This window comes from Acetobacterium fimetarium (assembly GCF_014284475.1).
GTDB lineage: Bacteria > Bacillota > Clostridia > Eubacteriales > Eubacteriaceae > Acetobacterium > Acetobacterium fimetarium.
Genome location: NZ_WJBC01000007.1, coordinates 113,354 through 135,296, shown reverse-complemented (window position 1 = coordinate 135,296; position 21,943 = coordinate 113,354). Strand labels below are relative to the sequence as shown.

General features: G+C 47.5%; 25 protein-coding genes, 1 tRNA gene, 1 pseudogene and 1 riboswitch. Of the genes and pseudogenes, 22 read left to right on the top strand and 5 right to left on the bottom strand.

Annotated features, from left to right (window positions below):
• On the bottom strand, positions 1-796 hold a 796-nt coding region (locus GH808_RS06950; RefSeq protein WP_186842055.1), incomplete at its 3' end, for an IS4 family transposase.
• 639 nt (positions 797-1,435) lie between these two features.
• Between GH808_RS06950 and GH808_RS06945 the strand changes: the two genes are divergently transcribed.
• From GH808_RS06945 to GH808_RS06935, 3 genes are read left to right on the top strand one after another with little or no spacing between them, the layout of a single operon-like run.
• The gene (locus GH808_RS06945; protein WP_186842054.1) at positions 1,436-1,675 is read left to right on the top strand and encodes a (2Fe-2S) ferredoxin domain-containing protein; all 240 of its coding nucleotides are present in this window, start codon (positions 1,436-1,438) and stop codon (positions 1,673-1,675) included.
• A complete protein-coding gene (locus tag GH808_RS06940) occupies positions 1,676-3,379 on the top strand; it encodes a [Fe-Fe] hydrogenase large subunit C-terminal domain-containing protein (protein ID WP_186842053.1) in 1,704 nt (567 codons plus the stop codon). It abuts the gene before it with no gap.
• The gene (locus GH808_RS06935) at positions 3,379-4,542 is read left to right on the top strand and encodes a PP2C family protein-serine/threonine phosphatase (protein ID WP_186842052.1); all 1,164 of its coding nucleotides are present in this window, start codon (positions 3,379-3,381) and stop codon (positions 4,540-4,542) included. Before GH808_RS06940 ends, GH808_RS06935 begins: the two co-directional genes overlap by 1 nt.
• Positions 4,543-4,682: 140 nt before the next feature.
• On the opposite strand, the pseudogene GH808_RS06930 reads toward GH808_RS06935, so the two are convergent.
• A pseudogene (locus tag GH808_RS06930) lies at positions 4,683-6,011 on the bottom strand (APC family permease).
• 44 nt (positions 6,012-6,055) lie between these two features.
• Entirely contained in the window at positions 6,056-6,685 is a 630-nt protein-coding gene (gene upp / locus GH808_RS06925; protein ID WP_186842051.1) for a uracil phosphoribosyltransferase, read from the bottom strand.
• Between the two features lie 157 nt (positions 6,686-6,842).
• Here upp and grxC point away from each other — a divergent pair, with 157 nt between their 5' ends.
• Both grxC and GH808_RS06915 read left to right on the top strand, forming a co-directional pair.
• Positions 6,843-7,097, top strand: a complete 255-nt coding sequence (gene grxC, locus GH808_RS06920; protein WP_186842050.1) for a glutaredoxin 3 — start codon at positions 6,843-6,845, stop codon at positions 7,095-7,097.
• A gap of 14 nt (positions 7,098-7,111) precedes the next feature.
• Entirely contained in the window at positions 7,112-7,333 is a 222-nt protein-coding gene (locus GH808_RS06915; RefSeq protein ID WP_186842049.1) for a YdbC family protein, read from the top strand.
• Positions 7,334-7,437: 104 nt separating this feature from the next.
• Here GH808_RS06915 and GH808_RS06910 read toward each other — a convergent pair whose 3' ends face one another.
• Positions 7,438-7,941 (bottom strand): MogA/MoaB family molybdenum cofactor biosynthesis protein, encoded by a 504-nt coding sequence (locus GH808_RS06910; RefSeq protein WP_186842048.1) that lies wholly within the window; start codon positions 7,939-7,941, stop codon positions 7,438-7,440.
• Positions 7,942-7,952: 11 nt separating this feature from the next.
• Complete coding sequence (locus GH808_RS06905; RefSeq protein WP_186842047.1) at positions 7,953-8,630, bottom strand: HesA/MoeB/ThiF family protein; 678 nt, start codon at positions 8,628-8,630, stop codon at positions 7,953-7,955.
• Positions 8,631-8,829: 199 nt separating this feature from the next.
• On the opposite strand from GH808_RS06905, the gene moaA reads away from it, so the two are divergent.
• The 17 genes from moaA (at position 8,830) to GH808_RS06820 (ending at position 21,934) form a co-directional block, all read left to right on the top strand.
• Positions 8,830-9,789, top strand: coding sequence for a GTP 3',8-cyclase MoaA (gene moaA, locus GH808_RS06900; protein WP_186842046.1), 960 nt, complete (start codon positions 8,830-8,832; stop codon positions 9,787-9,789).
• An 18-nt stretch (positions 9,790-9,807) separates the two neighbouring features.
• The gene (gene moaC, locus GH808_RS06895) at positions 9,808-10,293 is read left to right on the top strand and encodes a cyclic pyranopterin monophosphate synthase MoaC (protein ID WP_338000868.1); all 486 of its coding nucleotides are present in this window, start codon (positions 9,808-9,810) and stop codon (positions 10,291-10,293) included.
• A 210-nt stretch (positions 10,294-10,503) separates the two neighbouring features.
• Positions 10,504-10,680, top strand: a complete 177-nt coding sequence (locus GH808_RS06890; RefSeq protein WP_186842044.1) for a hypothetical protein — start codon at positions 10,504-10,506, stop codon at positions 10,678-10,680.
• 34 nt (positions 10,681-10,714) lie between these two features.
• Positions 10,715-11,959 carry a serine hydroxymethyltransferase gene (locus GH808_RS06885; protein WP_186842043.1) on the top strand — a complete coding sequence of 415 codons (1,245 nt, stop codon included), beginning with the start codon at positions 10,715-10,717 and terminating at the stop codon, positions 11,957-11,959.
• Between the two features lie 26 nt (positions 11,960-11,985).
• Entirely contained in the window at positions 11,986-12,348 is a 363-nt protein-coding gene (locus GH808_RS06880; RefSeq protein WP_311135759.1) for a DUF1294 domain-containing protein, read from the top strand.
• A gap of 81 nt (positions 12,349-12,429) precedes the next feature.
• Positions 12,430-12,514 (top strand) — tRNA-Leu (locus tag GH808_RS06875).
• Positions 12,515-12,823: 309 nt separating this feature from the next.
• Positions 12,824-13,840 carry a radical SAM protein gene (locus GH808_RS06870; protein ID WP_186842042.1) on the top strand — a complete coding sequence of 339 codons (1,017 nt, stop codon included), beginning with the start codon at positions 12,824-12,826 and terminating at the stop codon, positions 13,838-13,840.
• Between the two features lie 130 nt (positions 13,841-13,970).
• Positions 13,971-14,402 carry an MOSC domain-containing protein gene (locus tag GH808_RS06865; protein WP_186842041.1) on the top strand — a complete coding sequence of 144 codons (432 nt, stop codon included), beginning with the start codon at positions 13,971-13,973 and terminating at the stop codon, positions 14,400-14,402.
• Positions 14,403-14,535: 133 nt separating this feature from the next.
• A riboswitch (molybdenum cofactor riboswitch) is annotated at positions 14,536-14,652 on the top strand.
• A gap of 91 nt (positions 14,653-14,743) precedes the next feature.
• Positions 14,744-15,598 (top strand): ABC transporter substrate-binding protein, encoded by an 855-nt coding sequence (locus GH808_RS06860; protein WP_186842040.1) that lies wholly within the window; start codon positions 14,744-14,746, stop codon positions 15,596-15,598.
• A 72-nt stretch (positions 15,599-15,670) separates the two neighbouring features.
• A complete protein-coding gene (locus GH808_RS06855; RefSeq protein WP_186842039.1) occupies positions 15,671-16,378 on the top strand; it encodes an ABC transporter permease in 708 nt (235 codons plus the stop codon).
• On the top strand, positions 16,362-17,078 hold the full coding sequence (locus GH808_RS06850; RefSeq protein WP_186842038.1) for an ABC transporter ATP-binding protein: 717 nt from the start codon (positions 16,362-16,364) through the stop codon (positions 17,076-17,078). Before GH808_RS06855 ends, GH808_RS06850 begins: the two co-directional genes overlap by 17 nt.
• Before the next feature lie 99 nt (positions 17,079-17,177).
• Positions 17,178-17,933: a hypothetical protein gene (locus GH808_RS06845; RefSeq protein WP_186842037.1), complete on the top strand. Its 756-nt coding sequence runs from the start codon at positions 17,178-17,180 to the stop codon at positions 17,931-17,933.
• Positions 17,923-18,123, top strand: a complete 201-nt coding sequence (locus tag GH808_RS06840) for a hypothetical protein (protein WP_186842036.1) — start codon at positions 17,923-17,925, stop codon at positions 18,121-18,123. Before GH808_RS06845 ends, GH808_RS06840 begins: the two co-directional genes overlap by 11 nt.
• 110 nt (positions 18,124-18,233) lie before the next feature.
• Positions 18,234-18,992, top strand: coding sequence for an Ig-like domain-containing domain (locus GH808_RS06835; protein ID WP_186842035.1), 759 nt, complete (start codon positions 18,234-18,236; stop codon positions 18,990-18,992).
• Positions 18,993-20,006 (top strand): FecCD family ABC transporter permease, encoded by a 1,014-nt coding sequence (locus GH808_RS06830; RefSeq protein ID WP_186842034.1) that lies wholly within the window; start codon positions 18,993-18,995, stop codon positions 20,004-20,006.
• Positions 20,006-20,815: an ABC transporter ATP-binding protein gene (locus GH808_RS06825; RefSeq protein ID WP_186842033.1), complete on the top strand. Its 810-nt coding sequence runs from the start codon at positions 20,006-20,008 to the stop codon at positions 20,813-20,815. Before GH808_RS06830 ends, GH808_RS06825 begins: the two co-directional genes overlap by 1 nt.
• 36 nt (positions 20,816-20,851) lie before the next feature.
• Positions 20,852-21,934: an ABC transporter substrate-binding protein gene (locus tag GH808_RS06820; RefSeq protein ID WP_186842032.1), complete on the top strand. Its 1,083-nt coding sequence runs from the start codon at positions 20,852-20,854 to the stop codon at positions 21,932-21,934.
• Positions 21,935-21,943: the final 9 nt, after the last annotated feature.

Below are 21,943 nucleotides of genomic sequence, written 5' to 3'. Positions count from 1 at the left end.
TTTTTACAATGATGGAACCAAACTGGTTTCCGGGTGTATGTTCAGGTAGGAGTTTGCGCAACTCTGGAAGGGTATAAAATCCTTCTTTGTAGTGATAACGTTGTTTTAACTGCTTGACCATCCCAATCACATCCAGACCTTCATCCAGAATGGAACGAATCATCGGTTCATGGGTAAACCAGGTATCCATTAAGACATAATCTGCCTGAACGCCTTGCTTTAGAGCGTTCTTGATCATTTGGATAGCAACATCTGTTTTCTTTTTGATGGCTTCGCTTCGACGTTTGTAACCACTGGTGCGTTTGTCAATTGCTTCGGAAACTTCTTGTATCCGATTTGCTTTGCTGGCGGATGACATCATCGCAAAATCGGTTGGAACAAAACTGTAACCATCGGTCCAGCCAAGAGCCAGCATGGTAAAGCCTTTGATGAAGCGATGGTCGGCGTGGTCATAGAGATTAGCCAGCAATTCAACATGCTTGCTCCGGTTCCGGCTGATAACCGAATCATCAAGAACAAAAACCTTAATCCGATCCGGACGAGTCAATCGACTGAATGACGAAATGACTTTAGCAGACAGCAATGTCAGAAACCGTCGCCAGTTGTAAGTTGAGGTATTCAAAAACCGATAGTATGTATTTTTGGATGCCGCTGTTTCCTGATATTTTGAATCCAGGTAACGATACAGATTTTTTCCCTGAAACGCAAGGAGTAACAGCAATTCGAAAACTTGGGTAACTTTTATGCCCTGTGCTTTGCGGATGCCGGAATCTCTGAGTAATCCTGCCAGTTTCAATGCTTTAAAAGCTTTTAAAGCATTGAAACTGGCAGGATGGGTTGTTTTGGTTTATCATAGTGGTATGCACCTTTCCTGTCTGATTTTTGTTTGGTTTGCATCTACATTATATCAGACGTTGGGTGCATTTTTCTGTCAACTTCTGTTTTTCAGAAGTAGCAGAGTGTGTTGTTTTAAGGTCTTAGCTGAATTTTAGAGCTGGGAAAGTTGAGCATCGTTATATTCAGTTGTATTTAATGGCGATTGTCAGTGTGTTTTGTAATTTAACAGACCCGTATTAAGCAGTTTTCGACTTGACGTCACGAAATAACACGTGAAAAAAATAAAATGACTGCTTCCAAAACAGTCTGAATTACATAAATATCTTCATTTTTACTGGGCGTTATTATGGGTATTGTTAATGATATGCGATTCACTTAAAAATAAAAACACTGAAATAGCCGGATTGTTCATTTTTCTCGAAAAAAAACAATATTCAACTAGTCTGATTCTATCAAATAATACGGCTAACGTCAAGGTAGAAGGAAAGTTTGAACAGAAATATTTATGGTAAATTCGGGAATTTCAGATTGAAACGTTGACAGTCAAATTTTCTGGTGATAACATGAAGTAATCAGAATTTTGGAAGAGGAACGCGAAATGAAAACAATAAGAGTTTGTGTTGGCAGTGCCTGCCATGTCAATGGGTCCTACAAGGTGGTCCAGGCATTCAATCGGCTGATCGATGAGCGTGGTTTAAAGGACGAGGTCGAACTGGTTGGGTCATTCTGTATGGGGCATTGTGCGGATGGTGTTTCGGTAGAGCATAATGATGTTATTTATGCTGTTTCGATGGAGAATGTGGGAAAAATTTTCGATCAGATAATAGGAGAGAATTAATTGGGTATTATTAATTTTTCAAAAGAGAAATGTCGGAATTGTTATAAGTGTATTCGGAATTGTCCGATCAAAGCGATCAAGCTGAAGGACAAACATGCGCAGATTATTGAATCGATGTGCATTGGGTGCGGTAACTGTATTAAAATCTGCCCTCATAACGCAAAGGAAATAAAAAGCGATGTTTCACTTGTGAAACAATGGCTAAAAAATGAACAAGTCGTCTTGAGTTTGTCGGGGGTTTTTCCGTCTGCTTATTATATGGATCACCCCAGACGGTATCTCGGCGCGCTCAGAGCATTGGGATTTACTGTGATTGAAGAAACATCGGTTGGCGGAGATGTGGTCGCTGATTCCTATATCAAAGATTATTACAGCGACAGACAGTTTGTGATTGCCTCCTCCTGTGCGGCGATCAAAAACCTGATCGAAATTTATTATCCGCAATATGTTTCCGCTTTGAGCAAAGAGGTTTCACCGATGATTGCTCACGGGAAAATTCTGCGGGAAAAATATCCTGATGCGAAGATCGTCTTTGCCGGGGCTTGTCTCGCAAAAAAAATGGAAGTGCTTGAAAAAGAGGTCAGCGGAATTATCGATGCGGTCCTGACATTTGATGAAATTGATACATGGATGAAAAGAGAATGCATTGATGCCACCAAAGCAGATGTGGAAGCATTCGATGTCATCGGATCAAACGTCGGCCGGTTATATCCGCAAATCGGCGGCCTGTCAAAAAGTTGTGTTGAAGGTCTGGATGGCAGCCGGAGAATCCTGCAGATCGACGGGGTTGAAGATTGCATTCAGTTTATGGATGAAATACATAATTTGGACAAAAACTATTGGATCGAAATGAACGCATGTGAAGAAGGCTGCATTAACGGACCTGGCAATATTCACAGCTTATTATCCAAATTTGAAAAGGTGGAGATGCTCCAAACCTACATTGACATGAACCGGAACAAAGTTACAGCTGAAAAACTCCCTGAAATTGATACCAGAAGACACTTTCAAAAACGACCGGTGCACCATCTCGGTGAAGTGCCGGAAGAAGAGCTGGAAAAAATTATGAGACAGATGTCAAAATTCAGCAAACGGGATGAACTCAACTGCGGCACCTGCGGCTATGATACCTGTCGGGACAAAGCCCGAGCTGTCTACTGGAATATGGCAGAAATAGAAATGTGTCTGCCGCTGATCTCGAGTCAGAATGAAGCCATCTCCAATATCATTGTGACAACAACGCCGAATGCCATTGCCATTCTGGATAAAAACTACCGCATTATTGAGTTCAACGGCGCGGCGGAAAGACTTTTCAAGGTCAGTAAGGGCGATGTTTTCCATTACAACTTCATGGAAGCGCTGGATTACGAACCGTTCAAGAAGCTGAATCCGGAAGTCAACTGCCTCTACACGGGAAAAGGCGTCTATGAACGCGAAAACCTTGTTTTTATGGAAATACTGACTTACATTCCCGAGCAGGAACTGTACATGGGGATATTTGTTGACATCACCAAACAGGAACGGCAGGAACAGGCGTTTCTCAAAATACAGGAAGAAACACTGGGCATGGCGCAGCGGGTTATCGACAAACAAATGCGGGTTGCGCATGAAATCGCAGGACTATTGGGGGAAACAACGGCTGAAACCAAGGTGACCTTGACAAAACTGCAGAAAATTGTGGGAAATCGGGAGGATGAACTGTAATGCCGTTATTTATGGATATCGCCCACGACAGTGTCAACAAGGTTCACGAAGAACTCTGTGGCGACAATGTCGAAGTTCGAATCAACGACGAAAGCGTCATCGTGGTATTGGCTGATGGCCTGGGCAGTGGTGTCAAAGCCAATATTCTGGCAACGATGACGTCAACCATTGCCGCGACGATGCTGGAAGAAAAAATGGGCATCATGGATGTGCTTGAAACACTGGAAGCCACACTGCCAAAATGCCAGGTGCGCAAGCTGGCTTATTCCACTTTTACCATCGTACAGGTTTTCCGCAACCGAACCGCCTATATACTTGAATTTGACAATCCGCCGCTGGTATACATTCGCGATGGAGAGATCATCGAACTGGACCGGAAGCCGATTCAGTTTCAGGAAAAATCGGTTTTTGAAACGACGATCGAAATTGAAAAAGATGACATCATGGCTTTCTTCAGTGACGGCGTCATTCATGCGGGCATCGGGAATTTTCTGAACTTTGGCTGGCAGTGGGAAGAAGCCTCGGATTATTTATTGGCCCGGACCTATGAAAATAAAAATGCAAAAGAAATTTCCATGGCGCTGATCGACACCTGCTATAATCTTTACGGCGAGGAACCAGGGGATGATACCACCGTGGTGGTGATCAGGGCTGAGGAACGAAAATATCTGACAATATTTTCCGGTCCGCCGCTTGACATGTCCAAGGATGCTGAAGTGAAGCGGCTGCTGGATAAGGCCCGGGGGAAAAAAATAGTCTGTGGTGGCACGGCCGGAAATATTGTTTCGCGGGAGTACGGCGAAGAAATCGAAATCGATCTTTCCACTATTTCGGAAAGAGTACCGCCTGTCGGCTATATGAAAAGTGTGGATTTGGTGACCGAAGGCGTCCTGACGATCAGGGAAACGGTGCGATTGCTGAATGAATACAAAAAAAACAATGTCGGACATGAGATCTTTAAAGAAAAAAACGGGGCTTCGATGCTGGCTGACTATCTGATCAACAAATGCACGACCATTGACATCATCATGGGGAATTCAATCAATCCGGATCATCAGAATCCCGATTTTCCAGAGGAATTAAGCACAAAATGGCGAATTACTCAGGAACTCATCGATTTGCTGCGCAGCTTCAATAAAGAAGTCAACATCATTTACGTCTGAATTAAAGTTACAACAGAAAGAAAGGCCATCCCAACCAGGAGATGGCCTTTCTTTCTGTTGTATATGCTTTGAGGAGAAAAGCTATATACAAACTATATACCCCATTTGTTTAAAACTAACATAAAAATAAAAAAATACTTTTATTTTTTTAAGACAAAAAAGCGGTGGTAGAGATAGCCGGATCCGAAGGCGATCAGGCAGATCAGCAGATACAGTCCGAACAGCGGGTTTTGAAGGCCGCCCGAGAAAATAATCAACGATCCGATGGAAGCGAGGATCGGACAGATCAGGCCCCGAAAGACGCTCTTGATTTGCTTCTTTCGCCATAAATCAAAAACCTTATAATAAAGACCGAGGTACAGCAGATAGCTGGCAACGATGGCAATTTCCGAAATATCTGAATTCGGGAACAATGAGAATTTCTGGGTGAAATAGTGAACTATCAGCCAGAACGCCACAATGATCAAAGCGAAGAGGGCTGAATTAACCGGAAAATTGAATCGGGGAGATATTTTTGCCAGGCTTTTCGCCTTTGGAATCATGTTATCCAGGCCAAGGGCGTAGGGCAGCCGGATCATCCCCATAATCAATCCGTTCAGGGTGCCGAGAACAGAGATAAACACAAACAGCATGGCTATTTTTGCGCCGCCAGCACCAAAAATCATCGTGGCGGCATAATCCAGATGTGCATCGCCCATTTCCATGATGGCAGTGGGCCCGATCAGGTTGGAAATGCCGATAAAATAAATCACATAGAGCACCAGGATCACGATGGGGCTGATTGTAAGCGCCAGCGGCAGGTTGCGTTTGCTGTTTTTTATTTCATAGGCGACGGCGGTGGAAATAATCCAGCCATCAAAAGAAAAAGCAATGGGCGCAATCGCGCCAAGCCATCCGGTGGAGGCGACCTAGGAGAGGGCTTCATTGGTAAAGTAGTCACCGCTTCCGCCGAATAGCAAACCGGCAACGCCGATCAGAATCAGCGGGAAGAGTTTGATGATCATCGCAAGGCTTTGAAACTGTCCGCCGATTTTAGCGGAAAGGATGTTGGTGATATACAAAACAGTAAAGCAGCCGATCCCCGTTAAAATCTGGATTTCCAGCGTTTGCTCCACATTAAACAGAATACAGAAGTAAATGCCGGATACCCAGGCCAAAATGGCGGTGATGGTCGGCAGATAAATAAACGTCTGGAACCAGCCATAAGCGGAGCCGATACTTGGACTGATGAATTCTTTGGCGTAGGTGAGAATACCGCCGGGAAGGTCGGTTCTTGCGGCAAGCTCGGCAATGGTCAGGCATCCAAAGACGATGCTGATTGCAGCGACGACAAAAATGAGTATTCCCAGAAAGACATTTCCACCGGTGGCGATAAGAATATTATCGCTTTTAAAAAATATACCGGATCCAACGACGACTCCAACGATAAGTGCAATTGCTGTAAACAAATTATATCCTGATCGTTTCATGGCAGCCTCCAATTATATTACTAAATATTAAAATGTAATCTGACTTATTTTGTACCGAATAGTCGGTCGCCGGCATCGCCCAAACCGGGAACGATATAGGCATGTTCGTTAAGGTGATCATCGATGGCAGCACAGAAGATCGGGATGTCCGGGTAAGCTGTCGTCACCGCTTTGAGCCCTTCGGGACAGGCAAGAATATGAACAACTTTGATGTTGGGACAATGGGCTTCTTTCAAAAGTCGGATGGTATGGATGACAGAAACACCGGTAGCGAGCATCGGATCAACGATAATCGCTTCTCTTTCGGCAATATCGGTTGGCAGTTTTTTATAGTACTCAACGGCTTCCAGGGTTTCCGGGTCCCGGTAAAGACCGATATGGCCGATCTTTGCCTTGGGGATAATATTGGTGAAGCCTTCAACCATGCCCAAACCGGCGCGCAGAATCGGGACAATGACCACGTCTTTTTCAGCCAGAACTTTCTGTGTTGTTTTACAGATCGGGGTTTCAATGTCGATTTCTTTCAGTGGGAAATTCTTGGTCACTTCCCATGCCATCAGGCTGGACAGTTCCTTTACCAGTTCTCTGAATTCCCGGGAAGGGGTTTCAATCTTCCGAAGGTGAGTTAATTTGTGGGTGATGAGTGGATGATCCACTACGGTTACATTTTGCATCTTGATCTCCTTATTTTTTTTCGATACAATAATAATACGATAAATAAGCGAATAATTCTACAAATATTTAAGAATTATTTATTGACAGTTGGCGAATAAGGTTTAAAATGAAACAATATGGATGGATTTAAACTGGAATAGTTAGAAAGGATGACCGATGGAAAAGGAGATAAAGTTATATACCTGGGCGTTTTGTCCGTACTGCAATCATGCGAAAAAGCTTCTGGATGGTAAAGGTCTGAAGTATACAGACATCGAGATTTATGATGATGAAAACACAAGGCGGCGTCTGGAAGAACAGACGGGCCAGCGTACCGTGCCTTTTATTTTTATCGGCGAGACATTTATTGGCGGCTTTTCTGAACTTAAAGCGATTGATTCCAGTGGAAAACTGGACGAATTATTACGATAAAGAGCGAGGATAAAATGGCAGCAATTACTTTTAAAATTGTAGAAGAAATCGGCGTATTGAGTGAATTGCCAAATGGATGGCAAAAAGAATTGAATCTGGTCAGCTGGAATGAACGCGACCCCAAGTATGATCTGCGGGACTGGAATGCGGATCATGAAAAAATGAGAAAGGGAATTACGCTGACAGCCGACGAACTGGCACAATTGCGTGATATTCTCAACAGCATGGAACTTTAGGTTCTAAATTAACCATCATACCGGCCATTGTTAATCAGTTGCGCGCTTTGACGCACAACCTGATATAACATTGGTCGGTATTTTTTTGCCTTGTCGGCTTTATATCATTTGACGGGTTGACCACAGTCGGCGGAGCCGGAACTCAGCAGCATTTCCAGTCCATGATCCAGTGCCGGCAGAATGGCTTCCAGGTTTTCTTTAACCGCTTTCGGACTGCCGGGAAGATTGATGATCAGCGTTTTTTTGCGGATGCCGGCCGCTGCCCGGCTTAGCATCGCTTTGGGTGTGATCTGCAGGCTGGCGTAGCGCATGGCTTCTGGAATCCCCGGGGCCGTCCGGTCACAGACGGCCATCGTGGCTTCCGGGGTCCAGTCCCGTTGGGAAAAGCCGGTGCCGCCGGTGGTTAAAATCAAATCCAGATCATCGTTGTCCGCCCAATCAATCAGAGCGTTTTTAATGGTCTCGATATCGTCGGGGAGAATGATGGTTTTTACCACTTCATAAATACCGGATGATTCCAGCATCGTCTGAATTAAGGGGCCGCTTTTATCTTCTCGCAGACCCTGGGAGCCTTTGTCGCTCAAGGTCATGATTCCTGTTCGATACATTTTTTTCCTCCTTAAATATCCAGTGTAAAGAATTCATTTGAAAACAAATCAATATACAAGAGTTGGTTGCGCAGCAGTTCCTCTTTTTTTCCGGTGATCACTTTCAACGCTTCCGATACCTGAATGGAAGCTGTCAAGGCGGGCGTGAAAGAAGGATTCCCCAATACTTTTGAGTCATAGCCTTTTTCTGCCGCAAAAAGTCGGGTTAGCGTGTCGTCGCCCGGAAATACGGTGGTCACCTGTGCGGACCAGCCACCGATGGCGCCATGAATCAACGGAATGTTCTTTTCTCGACACAACGCCTGAATCAGCAAACGGGCCGGTACATTATCCAACGCGTCCATGACCAGATCGGAGTCGCCGAGAAGGGCGGAGCCGTTTTCGGCGGTTAAAAAAGCATGGTGAAAGCTGGTTTTGACATTTTTGTTAATAAGCCTGACGCGGGCGGCGGCCGCCTCGGCTTTTGGGGTTCCCAAATTATCTTCGGTCGACAGAATCTGACGATTCTGATTGGAAGCCTCAAAAGAATCCCCGTCGATCAGGGTCAGCGAACCGATGCCGACCCGGGCCAGCATTTCAATAATATATCCGCCCAAACCGCCACAGCCGACAACACAAACCGATGCCTTCTGGATACATTCAAAGTCTTCCCGGGAAAAAGTCGGAAAATTTCGTTCATATCGTGACATATCTGACGCCTCCTTTTTAGTACCTAGTATATCAATTCTGCGGAAATAATTAAAGCCTTTAATTATTCATTGTTTTTTGGAGGAGGAATCGTTAAAATAGGGATAACGTAAATTTGTTAGAAAAGCTACGTCGGGGTTATATATTAAATATCCTGGAGAGAAATAACTCAAAAAATGCAGGGAAGAAAGCAGGAAACAGATGAAGGATCATTACGGGAGAAAAATAAACTACATGCGTCTCTCCATAACCGATTTGTGCAATTTGCGATGCGTGTATTGTATGCCGGAAGAAGGAGTGGCGAAACATGCTCATGTTCAAAACCTTTCTTTTGAAGAAATGCTTGACCTTGTAAAAGCAGGTGTTTCATTGGGCATCGACAAGATTCGCCTGACTGGCGGGGAACCATTGGTGCGAAAAGGAGTGGTGGAACTGGTCCGGGAGATCGGAAAAATTCCGGGAATAAAGGATCTGACCATGACGACAAATGGCATTCTGTTGCCGAAATATGCAAAAGAGCTGAAAAAAGCCGGATTACAGCGCGTGAATATCAGCCTGGATACATTTGATCCCCAAAAATATCATCAGATCACCCGCTGGGGGCAGATTGAAGATGTGCTGGCGGGCATTGACGCGGCACGGGAAGCCGGCATGCATCCGATAAAAATCAACACCGTTCTCATCAACGGATTCAATGATGATGAAATCGAGACCTTCGTCAATTTTACAAAAGACCACGAGGTGGATGTCCGGTTCATTGAACTGATGCCGCTGGGAGAATCCAGCGGGTTCGCTGAAAACAAGTATCTTTCCAACGATGAAGTGATAAAACGGATGCCGGCACTGGAACCAGTTATTGAATTGGATAAGTCAGGACCAGCCGAATATTACCGCCTGCCAGGAGCAAAGGGCAAAGTGGGTCTGATCAATCCGATCAGTAAACATTTCTGCAAATTATGCAATCGTATTCGGGTCACTGCGGACGGCAAGATCAAGCCGTGCCTCCATTCCGACAGAGAGATTGATATTGTGGCCCTGCTAAAAGAGGGAAAGACTTACGAAGAAATACTTTTGCAGGCGATCGGTGAAAAACCCGAGCAGCATCATATTAATGAAAATGAAAAGCAGCTGTTGAGAAACATGAATGAGATTGGAGGCTGAAAAATGGAAAAAGAAAATCTGGAGTTTACCCATTTCAACGAAGCCGGCAGAGGCCGGATGGTGGACGTATCTGAAAAAAATGTGACCGAGCGGGTGGCGGTGGCCAAAGGTGCCATCAGGATGCAAAAGGAAACCCTACAGAAAATAATCGACGGGCAAATGAAAAAAGGGGACGTGCTCGGCGTTGCCCAAATTGCCGGGATCATGGGAGTCAAGCATACGGCCGAGCTGATCCCGATGTGCCATAATATTTTTATTTCAGGAAGCGACATTGCTTTTGGAATCGATCAGGAGCACTCACGGATTCTGATCGAGGCGACGGTAAAAAACACCGGCCAGACCGGGGTGGAGATGGAAGCATTGACGGCCGTATCCATCGCCGCACTGACGATTTACGATATGTGCAAGGCGATCGATCGGGGAATGACCATCGAAAAGATCTTCCTGGCTCAGAAATCAGGCGGAAAATCCGGGATATTTATCAATCAGAACGAAAGCCTGTAAATTAAAACCGGCAAAACGCGGAAATGATCAGACAGGAAAAATTGTGTTCGCTGCGATAATAAAAAACAGAAAAAAATAATCCATAAAACGAATAATTAATAAAAGTTTACCCGAATGTATTGCAAAGTCTCAATAAAGTGTTACAATAGAAAATGTTATTGCCGTACAAGTGTCGTTCTGATGAAGACACTTTGCCTGCTGGAGGTCAATATGAATGAATTTATGAATAGTATGGCCGGTGTGGCTTGGAGCATTATCCCGATATTGCTGATCTTTTTTTTAATGTCCGGTATTATGTTCGTGTTTTATTTCAAGAAAAAGACTGAAGAAGTATCAAGTTATATAAAAAGCATTGCCGCATCATTGGAGAGGCTGTCAAATCGGTGAAATGACAATAAGAAAGAGTTTTATGGAGGAAAATATGTTTTTTGAAGAAGTGAAGGTTGCAGATCCTGAGATTTACGAACTCATGGAAAAGGAATTACATCGACAACAAAGTCATTTAGAGTTAATCGCCTCTGAAAACTTTGTGTCGGAAGCAGTTATGAGCGCGATGGGAAGCCATTTAACCAATAAATATGCCGAAGGCACCCCCGGTCATCGATTTTACGGGGGCTGTGTTCATGTGGACGAGATTGAACGAATTGCCATTGCCCGAGCTAAAGAGCTCTTCGGTGCGGAACATGCCAATGTTCAGCCTCATTCCGGTGCTCAGGCCAATACCGCGGTTTACATGGCTATTCTGGAACCCGGCGACACCGTTTTAGGCATGCGTCTGGATCAGGGCGGACACTTAACCCACGGCAGTCCGGCCAATCTTTCCGGAAAATATTTTCATTTCATTTCGTATGGTGTGGATCAGGAAACAGAAACCATTGAATATGATGAAATAGAGAGACTGATAAAAGAACACCATCCCAAACTGGTTGTTGTCGGGGCCAGCTCCTATCCGAGAGCCATTGATTTTGAACGCATTTCCAAAATGACAAAAGCGGCCGGATGCTATCTGATGGTGGATATGGCACATATTGCCGGACTTGTTGCCGCCGGACAGCATCAGAGCCCGGTGCCCTATGCTGATTTTGTCACCACCACGACGCACAAAACGTTAAGAGGCCCGAGAGGCGGCATTATTCTATGCAAAAAGGAATTTGCCAAGCAGATCGACAAAGGCGTTTTTCCCGGCACCCAGGGTGGTCCGCTGGAACATGTGATTGCGGCAAAGGCGATCGCCTTCAAGGAAGCGGCAACACCGGAGTTTAAGGCTTATCAGGAACAGGTTGTCAAAAATGCCAAAGTGCTGGCTGCTGCGCTGGAAAAGCGCGGCTTCAGAATTGTATCCGGCGGAACCGATAATCACCTGATGCTGCTGGATGTCAGCAAAGTGGGTTTAACCGGAAAAGAAGCCGATGAGACTTTAGGCAAAGTGAATATCACTGCCAACAAGAATGCCATTCCCTATGACAAGGAAAGTCCTTTTGTCACCAGCGGTATCCGGGTGGGAACACCTGCCGTTACCTCAAGAGGTCTGAAAGAGGACGATATGGAAATGGTGGCCGATGCGATTGAAGCCGCGCTGATCAAGAAAGACCTGGACTTGGCGCTTGAAAAAGTCGCTTTCCTGACGGCAAAATATCCGCTCTATCCTGGTTTGATGGAAAGATAAAGCGTGATCGATTAGTTTAAGAAACATTGATTATAATAATGGACGGCAGCCGGAAGACATTCATGGTTTCTCAGGCTGCCGACATGATCAACAATTTGAAGGACATCAAGATGAATAATTTAACGCTGTACTTAACTTTATATCTCGCCGCGATTAATCTCGTCACTTTTTTTCTGTTCTGGAAAGACAAACGACGTTCGAAAAAATCAAAATGGCGGATTCCTGAGAAAACACTGATCGGGTTTTGCCTGATCGGCGGCAGTATCGGCGGACTGGCGGGGATGCACTGCTTTCATCATAAAACAAAACATGCTCTTTTTAAACTGGGTATTCCGCTGATTTTAGTTCTGCAACTGGGAATAACGGCATTAGCTGTATGGAAATTTTAAAAAAATGCAGGAAAATTGATTAAAATACTTGACAAGAGTGATGAAAAGATGTAATATATTCAAGTATCTTAAAAAGATATTGCGAGAGTGTTGGAACTGGCAGACAAGCACGTTTCAGAGGCGTGTGCCGAAAGGCGTACGGGTTCGACCCCCGTCTCTCGCACCATTTAAAAAACAGAGCTGTGAAGATTCAGAAATGAATTTTCACAGCTTTTTTTTATATCTTAAGCGATTGACATTGGAAATTTAAGATTAATGAAATCGAAAAGGGGTAAATAATGTTGTATGATTAGGTCATGAACAGTGAGATTGCTCCGGACAGAATTTTTGACGGGATCAGTTTATTGAGGGGTGGAAGTGATATAAGGCAGCAGGCAGCTAAATAAGTCTTGACAAAAGATAATCAGCATATTATCTTATGAACATGAAGTAATGTGAAAGAGGCGGATTTATGCTGCTGTAAGTGAGGAAAGACATGGAGATTAAACGTATTTATATCGAACTGACCAATCGCTGCAATCTGGACTGTGAGATGTGCTTTCGGCATACCTGGGACACCGTTGAGGGCGATATGGATCTGGATTTGCTTAAATCCATCCGGGAACAGGTAAAAGAGCTGCCGGCACTTGAACAGGTGTTTTTCGGCGGTATCGGGGAACCGACGGTGTATCCCCATTTTAAAGAGGCAGTGGAAATGTTTGCGGGGTACGAACGCCTGATCACCAGCAATGGGATTATGAGCGAAGAAAACGCCAAGCTGATCTGCGAAAATTTCAGCGAGGTCTATTTCTCGGCTGACAAATATCACGAGGATACCCAGGCCATCAGAAACCAATTGATTAAAACCTTTGAATATTTTGCCGATTATCATAAGAGAACCCGATCATCCACGCCCAAAGTGGGCATTGCCTATGTGCTGACAAAAAGCAATGCTGAAGCTTTGTTTGATATCCTCAACATGATGCGATATTATGGATTTCATCGGTTATCCCTTTCGCATCTGATGCCCCTGGTTGAAAATGATAAAGATGATATCTTCTACGCGCGCTATGAGAATCCGGAAGGGAAAGCGTTTCTGGAAAAGATTTTCACCTACCGGGATATCAAAATCAACATTCCCGATATGGAATTGAAGACCGAACGCCGCTGCACCTTTATTGATAAAGGTTATATCTACATCAATGCCGGTGGTGAAGTCATGTCCTGTTATCGCCTGGCGAACAGTTATGACGAGTACGTTTTCGGCTCTAAAAAACGCGTCATAAAATATTCTTTTGGGAATGTGAAGGAAAAGTCGCTCAAGGAAATCATCGCAGGAAAAGAGTATCAGAATTTCTGGAACACGGTTTATAATAATCAGTATCCATCCTGTGTGGACTGTGATTTGAGAGGCGGATGCAGTTTGGTCGAAGATACCAAATACGACTGCTATTTCAATACCCCATCCTGCGCAGACTGCCTGTGGGTCAGAAATTTTATCCGCTGCCCATAGGAAAGCAGACCCCAGGAATAGAATCGGTTTATAAAACTGGTAAGAAAGACTTTGCTTTCCGGCCGATTGTCGGTATAATAGTTAATTCAGAGAGTGAAATGGCAGAATACTAAAGAAGAAGGAGAACCGGATGGGACTGGTTGAGGCGATTAATTTAAGTGTGAGCAAGGGAAAAACCGTGCGTCTCGAGGGACCCGGACGATTCATCGAAGGCTTCGGCCTGGAAGGCGACCGCCATGGCGGCAAAGAAAAAAGACAGGTAAGCCTGTTCGGGCGTGACAGCATCCGGCGCATGGAGGAAATCGGCGCCAATGGTCTGTGCAGTGCCCGATTCAATGAGAACATCATCACGGCGGATATCCGCCTGTTTGAACTGCCGGTGGGAACCCGACTGAAGATCGGGGAGACGATTCAGGAAATCAGCCAGGTCGGCAAGAAATGCTTCGGATGCGAGATATCCAGCGCCGAAGGGCAGTGCCCGCTGGCTGACGAGGTCGTCTTTACTGCCGTGATCAAAGGCGGCGTTGTAAAAGCCGGAGATCCCATCGAGGTGCAAAAATGAGACTTGGGAATCATTCCCGGTACCACAAAAAACAGAACAGATAAAAAAAACATTCATTGTGTGCAAGTGCTGATTGATGCAAGCGCTGATTGATGCAAGTGCTGGTGTTTGTTAAACTCAAATTAAGTTGAATACTGATGATACAATCCAAACTGACAAGCCTAAGGGTTGCTACGGCTTTTCAGTCGACAGAGCATGATTAGAAATGATCATACTTTCCAATGTGTAAAGGATGGTGGAATTCATAGAATTTTCCGACCGCTTTTGCGGTCATTTTTTTTGAAAACAGTTTGACGTCACCACTGGTGAAAACCATAAAATAAAAAAACAGGAGGAAAAAAATGAAAAAGAAATGGTCAGTATTGGTTATCATGTTGTTTGTCGGTGCGATAGTATTGAGCGCTGCTGCCTGTTCTCCGGCTGAAAAAAAACAGGAAGCCGGATCCAATGGCGAAATTATTCTGGCAACCACCACGAGTACCCAGGACAGTGGACTGCTGGATTATATTCTGCCTGATTTTGAATCCCAGACCGGTATTGCGGTCAAGGTGGTTGCGGTAGGAACCGGTAAAGCCATTGAAATGGGAAAAAATGGTGAAGCCGATGTACTGCTGGTTCATGCCAGAGCGCAGGAGGATCAATTCGTAGCAGATGGATATGCGACCGAACGTTTTGATGTCATGTATAATGACTTTGTCGTTTTGGGACCAAAAGATGATCCAGCTAAGGTAAAAACGACAGCCGGCAACGACGCGGTTAAAGCATTCACGGCCATCGCAGCGGTGCCTTCGACATTTGTCTCACGGGATGACGCTTCTGGTACCAACACCAAGGAACTGGCAATCTGGAAAGCCGCCAGCATCACGCCAGAAGGCGACTGGTATGTCAGAACCGGCACCGGTATGGGGGATACGCTTACCGTGACCAACGAAAAACTGGGATACACGCTAGCAGACCGTGCGACTTATTCGAACATGAAGGAGACCATGAGCGGTCTGGAAATTGTCTGTGAAGGCGGTGCGCTGCTGCTTAATCCCTATGGTGTTATGGCCGTTTCACCGACCATCAATGACCAGATCAACGGTGAAGGTGCGCAGGCTTTTGTCGACTGGATTATATCGGAAGACACGCAAAAGCTGATTGGCTCCTATAAAATCAACGGAGATCAGCAATTCACTCCAGGTACAGCAAAATAATGAAATTAGGCAGATCGCCCAGATCATGGATGATTTTTTTCATCCATGATCTGGCAGTTAAGGAAGAATTCAATGCAATACATACTTGATGGCTTTGTTGAAGCCTTTTATCTTATTTTTTCCTTCGATCCCGAAATCTTTCAGATCGTTGGATTATCGCTGTTTGTATCCCTGACATCCACTTTAATTTCAACGGTTATCGGTGTTCCACTGGGAATCCTGCTGGGGATCAACAATTTTAGAGGAAAGAGAACCGTGTCCCGCTTCCTCTATACCTTCATGTCGTTTCCGCCGGTCATTATCGGCTTGTTTACTGCGCTATTTCTGGCCCGATCCGGACCGCTCGGCCAATTCAGGCTGATGTATACTCCGACGGCGATGATCATTGCCCAAATGGTTCTGGTGACACCGATTATCATGGGCATTGTTTTCAATCATGCCTCAAACAGCGGCTATGATGTTGTTCAGACCGGAAAAACCCTGGGGGCAAACAGAATAAATATACTCACGCTGCTGATACTTGAACTCAAGGGCGGCATCATGATCGCCCTAGTCACCGGTTTCGGTCGGGCGATTTCGGAAGTGGGTGCGGTGATGATCGTCGGCGGCAACATCAAGGGGTTCACACGCGTCATGACGACATTCATCGCCATGAACAACAACATGGGTCAATACAGTGTCTCCATTGCAATGGGGATTATTCTGATGACGATCTCGTTTTTAACAAACTCTATTTTATATCATTTCAGCGAAGGGGCGAAATATGAAGATCGAGACTAACCACATCGTCAAAAAATACGGGGACAAGGTGGTTCTCGATTTAAATGGTCAATACAGCCGGCTTTTGTTCGAGTCGGGAAAAATAACCGGGATTATCGGCTCCAACGGATCGGGAAAAACGACGCTGATGAAAATCATGGCGGGCCTCATTTCCGCAATCGATGGCGAAGTCCGGTATGACGGTCAGACGTTTGATCAGGATATCGCAATGAAGATAACGTATGCGAATCAACGTCCGGTTCTTTTCTCCCGTTCGATTTACGAAAATATCGCCTATCCGCTGAGAATCCGCAAGTATCCGGAGGAGGAAATCAATCGGATTGTCCGTGGCCTGCTGGAGGAATTCGAGATCGCGGACATTCAGAAGCAGAATGCCAAACACCTTTCGGGAGGAGAGTCCCAGAAAACGGCGCTGGCAAGGGCGCTTTCCTTCTCGCCGGAGGTCGTCTTTCTGGATGAACCTACGGCCAGCATCGACCCGAAAAGCGTGCAGGTGATTGAAGCTGCGCTGAAGAGGCGTAATGCTGACACGGGGCTGACGGTCATCATCATCACCCATAATCTGGCGCAGGCTTTTCGCCTCTGCGACCGACTTGTTTTTTTGAATCAGGGCGAGTGTCTGTTGTATGATACAACCGAAAAGATGCGGCAGGCTCAAAACACGACGATTCAGGAATTTATTTCGTTCAATGCTTTCTAGATTTTTCAGCAGACGCAAGCATCAACTTTAATTGGAATTACAAATAGCGGCGAGTCACGGATCATGATATTATTATAAAACCTGAAGGAGCAAATCAACATGAAATTCTACCTGTGTATTGATGATACAGACAACCTGGATTCCATCGGGACCGGAACCATCGCCGAGCAGATCCGCGAAAAGCTGGTCGCCCGCGGCTATGGCCCCTGTTCGCTGGTGACGAGACATCAGCTTTATATCCATGAGGATATCCCCTATACCTCCCACAACAGTTCCATGTGTTTCTGCGGCGAAGCGCCGGCTTCCGCGCTTGCGGATATCATTGAAATTGCTTCTGGCCATCTGGATGCAGTCGCTGCTGAAGGCTCCGACCCCGGTCTCTGCGTTCTGGAATTCGACGCGGAAAGGGATTATCAGGAACTGATCGCGTTCGGCAAGAATGCCAAGAAAAAAATCCTGACCAAGGCGGACGCCATCAGCTGCGCCCAAAACAACCGCTTGCATCTGTCCGAGCACGGCGGCACCGGTCAGGGGATCATCGGTGCGTTGGCCGGTGTCGGCCTGCGTATTTTCGGAAGCGACGGCGAGGTTAAGGCGGGCATGAAAAATATCGAGATCAATCAGCATTACCGCGTTTCCGAGCTCAAGGAGTTGCCGGAGCTGACCCGGGTGCTTGAGCTCAGAACCAAAGAACCGCTTGATGATGCGGTGGAAGTTGAGGTGTGCGGCCGCACCAAAACAGTGCTGTACCGGCATGAATACGTCCTTTTCGTCGTCCGCTCGGCGGCGGGAATTTATCAGACGATCAACAAGTCTGAAATACGAAGAATGGGGGAATATTTCTATGAACAGTAAAAAAACGCTGCCGGCCGACGCCTGGGAGCGGGGGCAGGCCATTGCCCTGGCCTGCGCCGCCTTCGAGCAGGATGTCGAAGAGGAATGGGTAGCTCAGGAACCGGTTTCCTGCTATAATTGCCGGTACCGGCGTTTCACCGCAGCGGCCATTCTGTGCATGAAATCACGCTTCCCTGAAAACCCCAAATAGACTATTTGCGAAAGTGTCGTGAGCTTTGCGAGCAATTTCGCACGAACCAATTTTTACACTGTACGGCGGACAGTCTATCGACTGTTCGCCTACACGTTACAAAATTGGTTGTGGAAACTGCTTGCAAAGCAATCATTGTACGGATTTTTGCATTTTGCGATTCCCTGAAAACAAATGAGCAAAGGAGAAATGAGATGAAAAGAAGAAAACGATTGAGTTGGGTGCTGCCCTTTCTGCTGGGGATAATTCTGGCGTTCGGCGGTGGCGGGGTCGCTCTGGCGGCGGGCGGTGACGGCTCCGGCGGCGGGACTGGAACTGGCGGCGGCACTGGAAGCGGCGCTCAGGAGGCCACGACGGAAACGACCACGGATGCAACCGCGACGGCCCCGGGCAGCGGCGACGGTACCGGCGGCGGCAGCGGTGAGCCGCTGACCCTGGTGAGTGCCACGCCGGCAAAGGATGCCGCCGATGTGGCGGTGGACGCAGTGATCACCCTGGAATTCAGCAAAAATGTGGCCTATGCCACCGTGCGGGAAGCCAATCTCAAGGCAGTTACGCTCTGGAACGGCAACACGCAGGTTCCGGCTGAAATTGCCATGGCTGATGATCAGCTGCAGCCTGATCTGCGCGACTTCATCACCATCACACCGGCTGAAGCCCTGAAGCAGGGAACCACCTACACCGTCAAAGTCGACACGACCCTGTCGTCGAAAAGCGGGGCTGTGCTGGCACAGCCGCTGGAAATCAGCTTCCGAACGGCAGCTCCGGCAGCAGCCGATTCCGGTTTCACGCTCTGGATCGTGTCGGGTGTGCTGGCGGTCGTCATCGTGATTGCTGCGGTCATGCTGATCAGAAGAAAAAAAGCGTAGATGACGCAGAAAAAAAAGACGGTCGTTGCCGCCGTTCTCGTTGTTCTGCCGGTGGTGTTTTTCTTTGGAACGATCTGCATCGGACGTTATTACGTTTCCCTGACTGATGTCTGGCTCGGGTTATGGCAGGGAATAACCGGGCGCAGCAGCGGGCTCAGCACCGAGACCGCTGCCGTGGTTCTGCAGATTCGTCTGCCCAGGGCGTTTCTGGGCGCAATGGTCGGCGCGGCGCTGGCTGCCAGCGGGGCCGCATTTCAGGGACTCTTTCGAAATCCCCTGGTTTCAAGCGGCATCCTGGGAGTTTCATCCGGAGCCGGCTTTGGGGCGGCGCTGGCGATCGTTTTATTCAACAGCATCTTTCTGACCCCGGTTTTCGCCTTCATCTTCGGCATGGCCGCCGTCGTGCTGAGCTATTTTGCCGGTCGTATCGACAATACCTCGCCCACCATCACCCTGGTGCTGGGTGGTACCATTATTCAATCTATTTTTTCAGCCCTTATTTCGTTATTGAAATACATGGCCGATACGTCCACCCAACTGCCGGCGATCACTTTCTGGCTGATGGGAAGCCTGGCATCCACCAAAACAGCCGATGTGCTGCTGGCCTTTATCCCCATGGTGCTGGGAATGCTGGGCTTGTTGCTGATGCGCTATCGCCTCAATGTGCTGTCGATGGGAGACCGGGAGGCCAAAACCCTGGGGATTAACGTCAATGGCAACAAGGCGTTTATCATTGCGTCGGCAACGCTGGCAACGGCCGGGGCCGTCTGCGTCAGTGGCGTCGTCGGCTGGATCGGACTGATCATTCCCCATGTGGCGCGGATGCTTGTGGGCAATGACAATAAATGGGTGGTGCCGGCCAGCATGTCGCTGGGGGCCTGCTTTGTCATTTTCTGCGACACCATCTGCCGCACCCTGACCGGCGGCGAAATTCCGCTGGGGATCATTACGGCGCTGATCGGCGGTCCGTTTTTTATTTACCTGCTCAAAAAGACAAAAGGGAGGAACTGGTAATGTCATTATTAAGTCTGCACGAGGTATCCTTCGGTTATCAGGCCGATCGGCCGATCTTTGAAAACATCAGCTTTGAGATCGGGCCGGGCGAAGTATTCTGTATTATCGGACCCAATGGCTGCGGCAAAACGACGCTCATCGACAGCGTTCTGGGAATGAACCAGCCCCAGAGCGGACACATTGAAGTATCGGGTACCGATCTGCGGCGGATGAAGCCGCGGGAATTTGCCGAAAACATCGCCTATATTCCGCAGAATCATGTCAAAACCTTTCCCTACTCGGTTCTCGACATTGTGGTCATGGGCCGGACCCATGCCGCCAGAATGTTCACGGCGCCGAATGCCGCAGAACGCCATCGGGCGCTGGAAAGTCTGGCGCAGGTGGGGTTGGCCGGATTCGAGGACCGGCTGTACACCGAGTTGAGCGGCGGCGAGCTTCAGTTGGTGCTGATTGCCAGAGCTCTGGCACAGGAATCGCGGATTATTCTGATGGACGAGCCCACCGCCCATCTCGATTTTCGCCATGAACTGATGGTCATGGAAATCATCACCTGGCTGGTGCAGGAGAAAGGCTTCTCCATCATCATGGCCACCCATTTTCTGAACCAGGCCTTTTATCTGGAAAACGCCGGGGTTAAAACCCGCGTCGCCCTGATGAATCAGGGAACCTTCAAAGCCGTCGGAACGCCGACTGAAGTGCTGACAAAGGACAGCCTGAAGGATGTCTTCAGAATCATCACTTCGCTGGGAATCACCAATGAAGACGGCATCTGCCGGAAATACATCGTTCCCCTGAAAAATATTCGGTAGGGAAGCAACGACAATTTAGGAAAGGCGGTAGCTGCTATGAAAAAAACCTGGATCGTGAGGTTGGGCATCGTGTTTTTACTGGCGCTGGCGGTTTTGGCACTGACCGGCTGCCAGACACAGACGGCGACGACCACGGGGCCGACAAAAACCATCGTCGACTGCATGGACCGGCAAGTGGTGATTCCGCAGGAACCGAAACGGGTGGCCTGCCTCTACGCATCAACCGCCCATATGGTGGCGATGCTGGGGGAAGCGGACAAGATCGTCGGCATCCCCAACGGTATCAAGCGCGACGTGCTGATGGCCTACAAAATACCGGACATCGATGCGATCTCGGTGCCGTTTCAGGACGGCGCTATCAATATCGAGGAGCTGCTGGCGACGGATACCGATCTGGTTCTGATCAGACAGAGCACGGCCGTTAATAAAGGGGAAACCGAAAAACTCGATAAAGCCGGCATTCCCTGGGTGGTGGTGGATTACGCCAGCCTGGCAGGCCTGAAAAAAGCCGTTGCCGTCACCGGTGAAGTGTTCAACCGGCAGGAGCGGGCCGCCGGCTACAATGCCGATCTTCAGCAAACGCTCGATCTGGTGGCCAGCCGGGTCAGCCAGATTCCCGAGACCTCCCGGGTTCGCGTCTATCATGCCGTCAATGAGGCGGCCAGAACCGATCTCAAGGGGGATCTCTGTTCCCAGATTACCGATGTGGCCGGCGTCATCAATGTATCGACGGAGGGCGGCAGTCTGATTACCGATGCCGAAAAAACGATGACGACACTGGAGCAGATCTACACCTGGAATCCGGACGCGATCATTGCTAACGACATCAACGCGACCAAATATATGCTCAGCGATTCGAAATGGTCCGGACTCGGGGCCGTCGTCAATCAGCGCGTGACGACGCTGCCCATCGGCGTCACCAGATGGTGTCATCCGGGATCGATGGAACCTCATATGGCGGCACTGTTTATCGCGATGCATTTTTATCCGGAGCAGTTTTCGGACATCGATCTTTCACAGACCACAAAGGACTACTACAAACAGTGGTTCGATCTGGATCTCACCGACGAAAACATTGCCGCGATTCTGTCCGGAGCAGGCATGCGGCTGTCAAAATAGCACCGCAGG

Excerpts from the sequence above, each read along its gene's own strand:
- GH808_RS06945 (WP_186842054.1), top strand. The coding sequence starts at position 1,436 with ATGAAAACAATAAGAGTTTGTGTTGGCAGTGCCTGCCATGTCAATGGG.
- GH808_RS06935 (WP_186842052.1), top strand. The coding sequence starts at position 3,379 with ATGCCGTTATTTATGGATATCGCCCACGACAGTGTCAACAAGGTTCAC.
- upp (WP_186842051.1), bottom strand. The coding sequence starts at position 6,685 with ATGCAAAATGTAACCGTAGTGGATCATCCACTCATCACCCACAAATTA.
- grxC (WP_186842050.1), top strand. The coding sequence starts at position 6,843 with ATGGAAAAGGAGATAAAGTTATATACCTGGGCGTTTTGTCCGTACTGC.
- GH808_RS06915 (WP_186842049.1), top strand. The coding sequence starts at position 7,112 with ATGGCAGCAATTACTTTTAAAATTGTAGAAGAAATCGGCGTATTGAGT.
- GH808_RS06910 (WP_186842048.1), bottom strand. The coding sequence starts at position 7,941 with ATGTATCGAACAGGAATCATGACCTTGAGCGACAAAGGCTCCCAGGGT.
- GH808_RS06905 (WP_186842047.1), bottom strand. The coding sequence starts at position 8,630 with ATGTCACGATATGAACGAAATTTTCCGACTTTTTCCCGGGAAGACTTT.
- moaA (WP_186842046.1), top strand. The coding sequence starts at position 8,830 with ATGAAGGATCATTACGGGAGAAAAATAAACTACATGCGTCTCTCCATA.
- GH808_RS06890 (WP_186842044.1), top strand. The coding sequence starts at position 10,504 with ATGAATGAATTTATGAATAGTATGGCCGGTGTGGCTTGGAGCATTATC.
- GH808_RS06885 (WP_186842043.1), top strand. The coding sequence starts at position 10,715 with ATGTTTTTTGAAGAAGTGAAGGTTGCAGATCCTGAGATTTACGAACTC.
- GH808_RS06870 (WP_186842042.1), top strand. The coding sequence starts at position 12,824 with ATGGAGATTAAACGTATTTATATCGAACTGACCAATCGCTGCAATCTG.
- GH808_RS06865 (WP_186842041.1), top strand. The coding sequence starts at position 13,971 with ATGGGACTGGTTGAGGCGATTAATTTAAGTGTGAGCAAGGGAAAAACC.
- GH808_RS06860 (WP_186842040.1), top strand. The coding sequence starts at position 14,744 with ATGAAAAAGAAATGGTCAGTATTGGTTATCATGTTGTTTGTCGGTGCG.
- GH808_RS06855 (WP_186842039.1), top strand. The coding sequence starts at position 15,671 with ATGCAATACATACTTGATGGCTTTGTTGAAGCCTTTTATCTTATTTTT.
- GH808_RS06850 (WP_186842038.1), top strand. The coding sequence starts at position 16,362 with ATGAAGATCGAGACTAACCACATCGTCAAAAAATACGGGGACAAGGTG.
- GH808_RS06845 (WP_186842037.1), top strand. The coding sequence starts at position 17,178 with ATGAAATTCTACCTGTGTATTGATGATACAGACAACCTGGATTCCATC.
- GH808_RS06840 (WP_186842036.1), top strand. The coding sequence starts at position 17,923 with ATGAACAGTAAAAAAACGCTGCCGGCCGACGCCTGGGAGCGGGGGCAG.
- GH808_RS06830 (WP_186842034.1), top strand. The coding sequence starts at position 18,993 with ATGACGCAGAAAAAAAAGACGGTCGTTGCCGCCGTTCTCGTTGTTCTG.
- GH808_RS06825 (WP_186842033.1), top strand. The coding sequence starts at position 20,006 with ATGTCATTATTAAGTCTGCACGAGGTATCCTTCGGTTATCAGGCCGAT.
- GH808_RS06820 (WP_186842032.1), top strand. The coding sequence starts at position 20,852 with ATGAAAAAAACCTGGATCGTGAGGTTGGGCATCGTGTTTTTACTGGCG.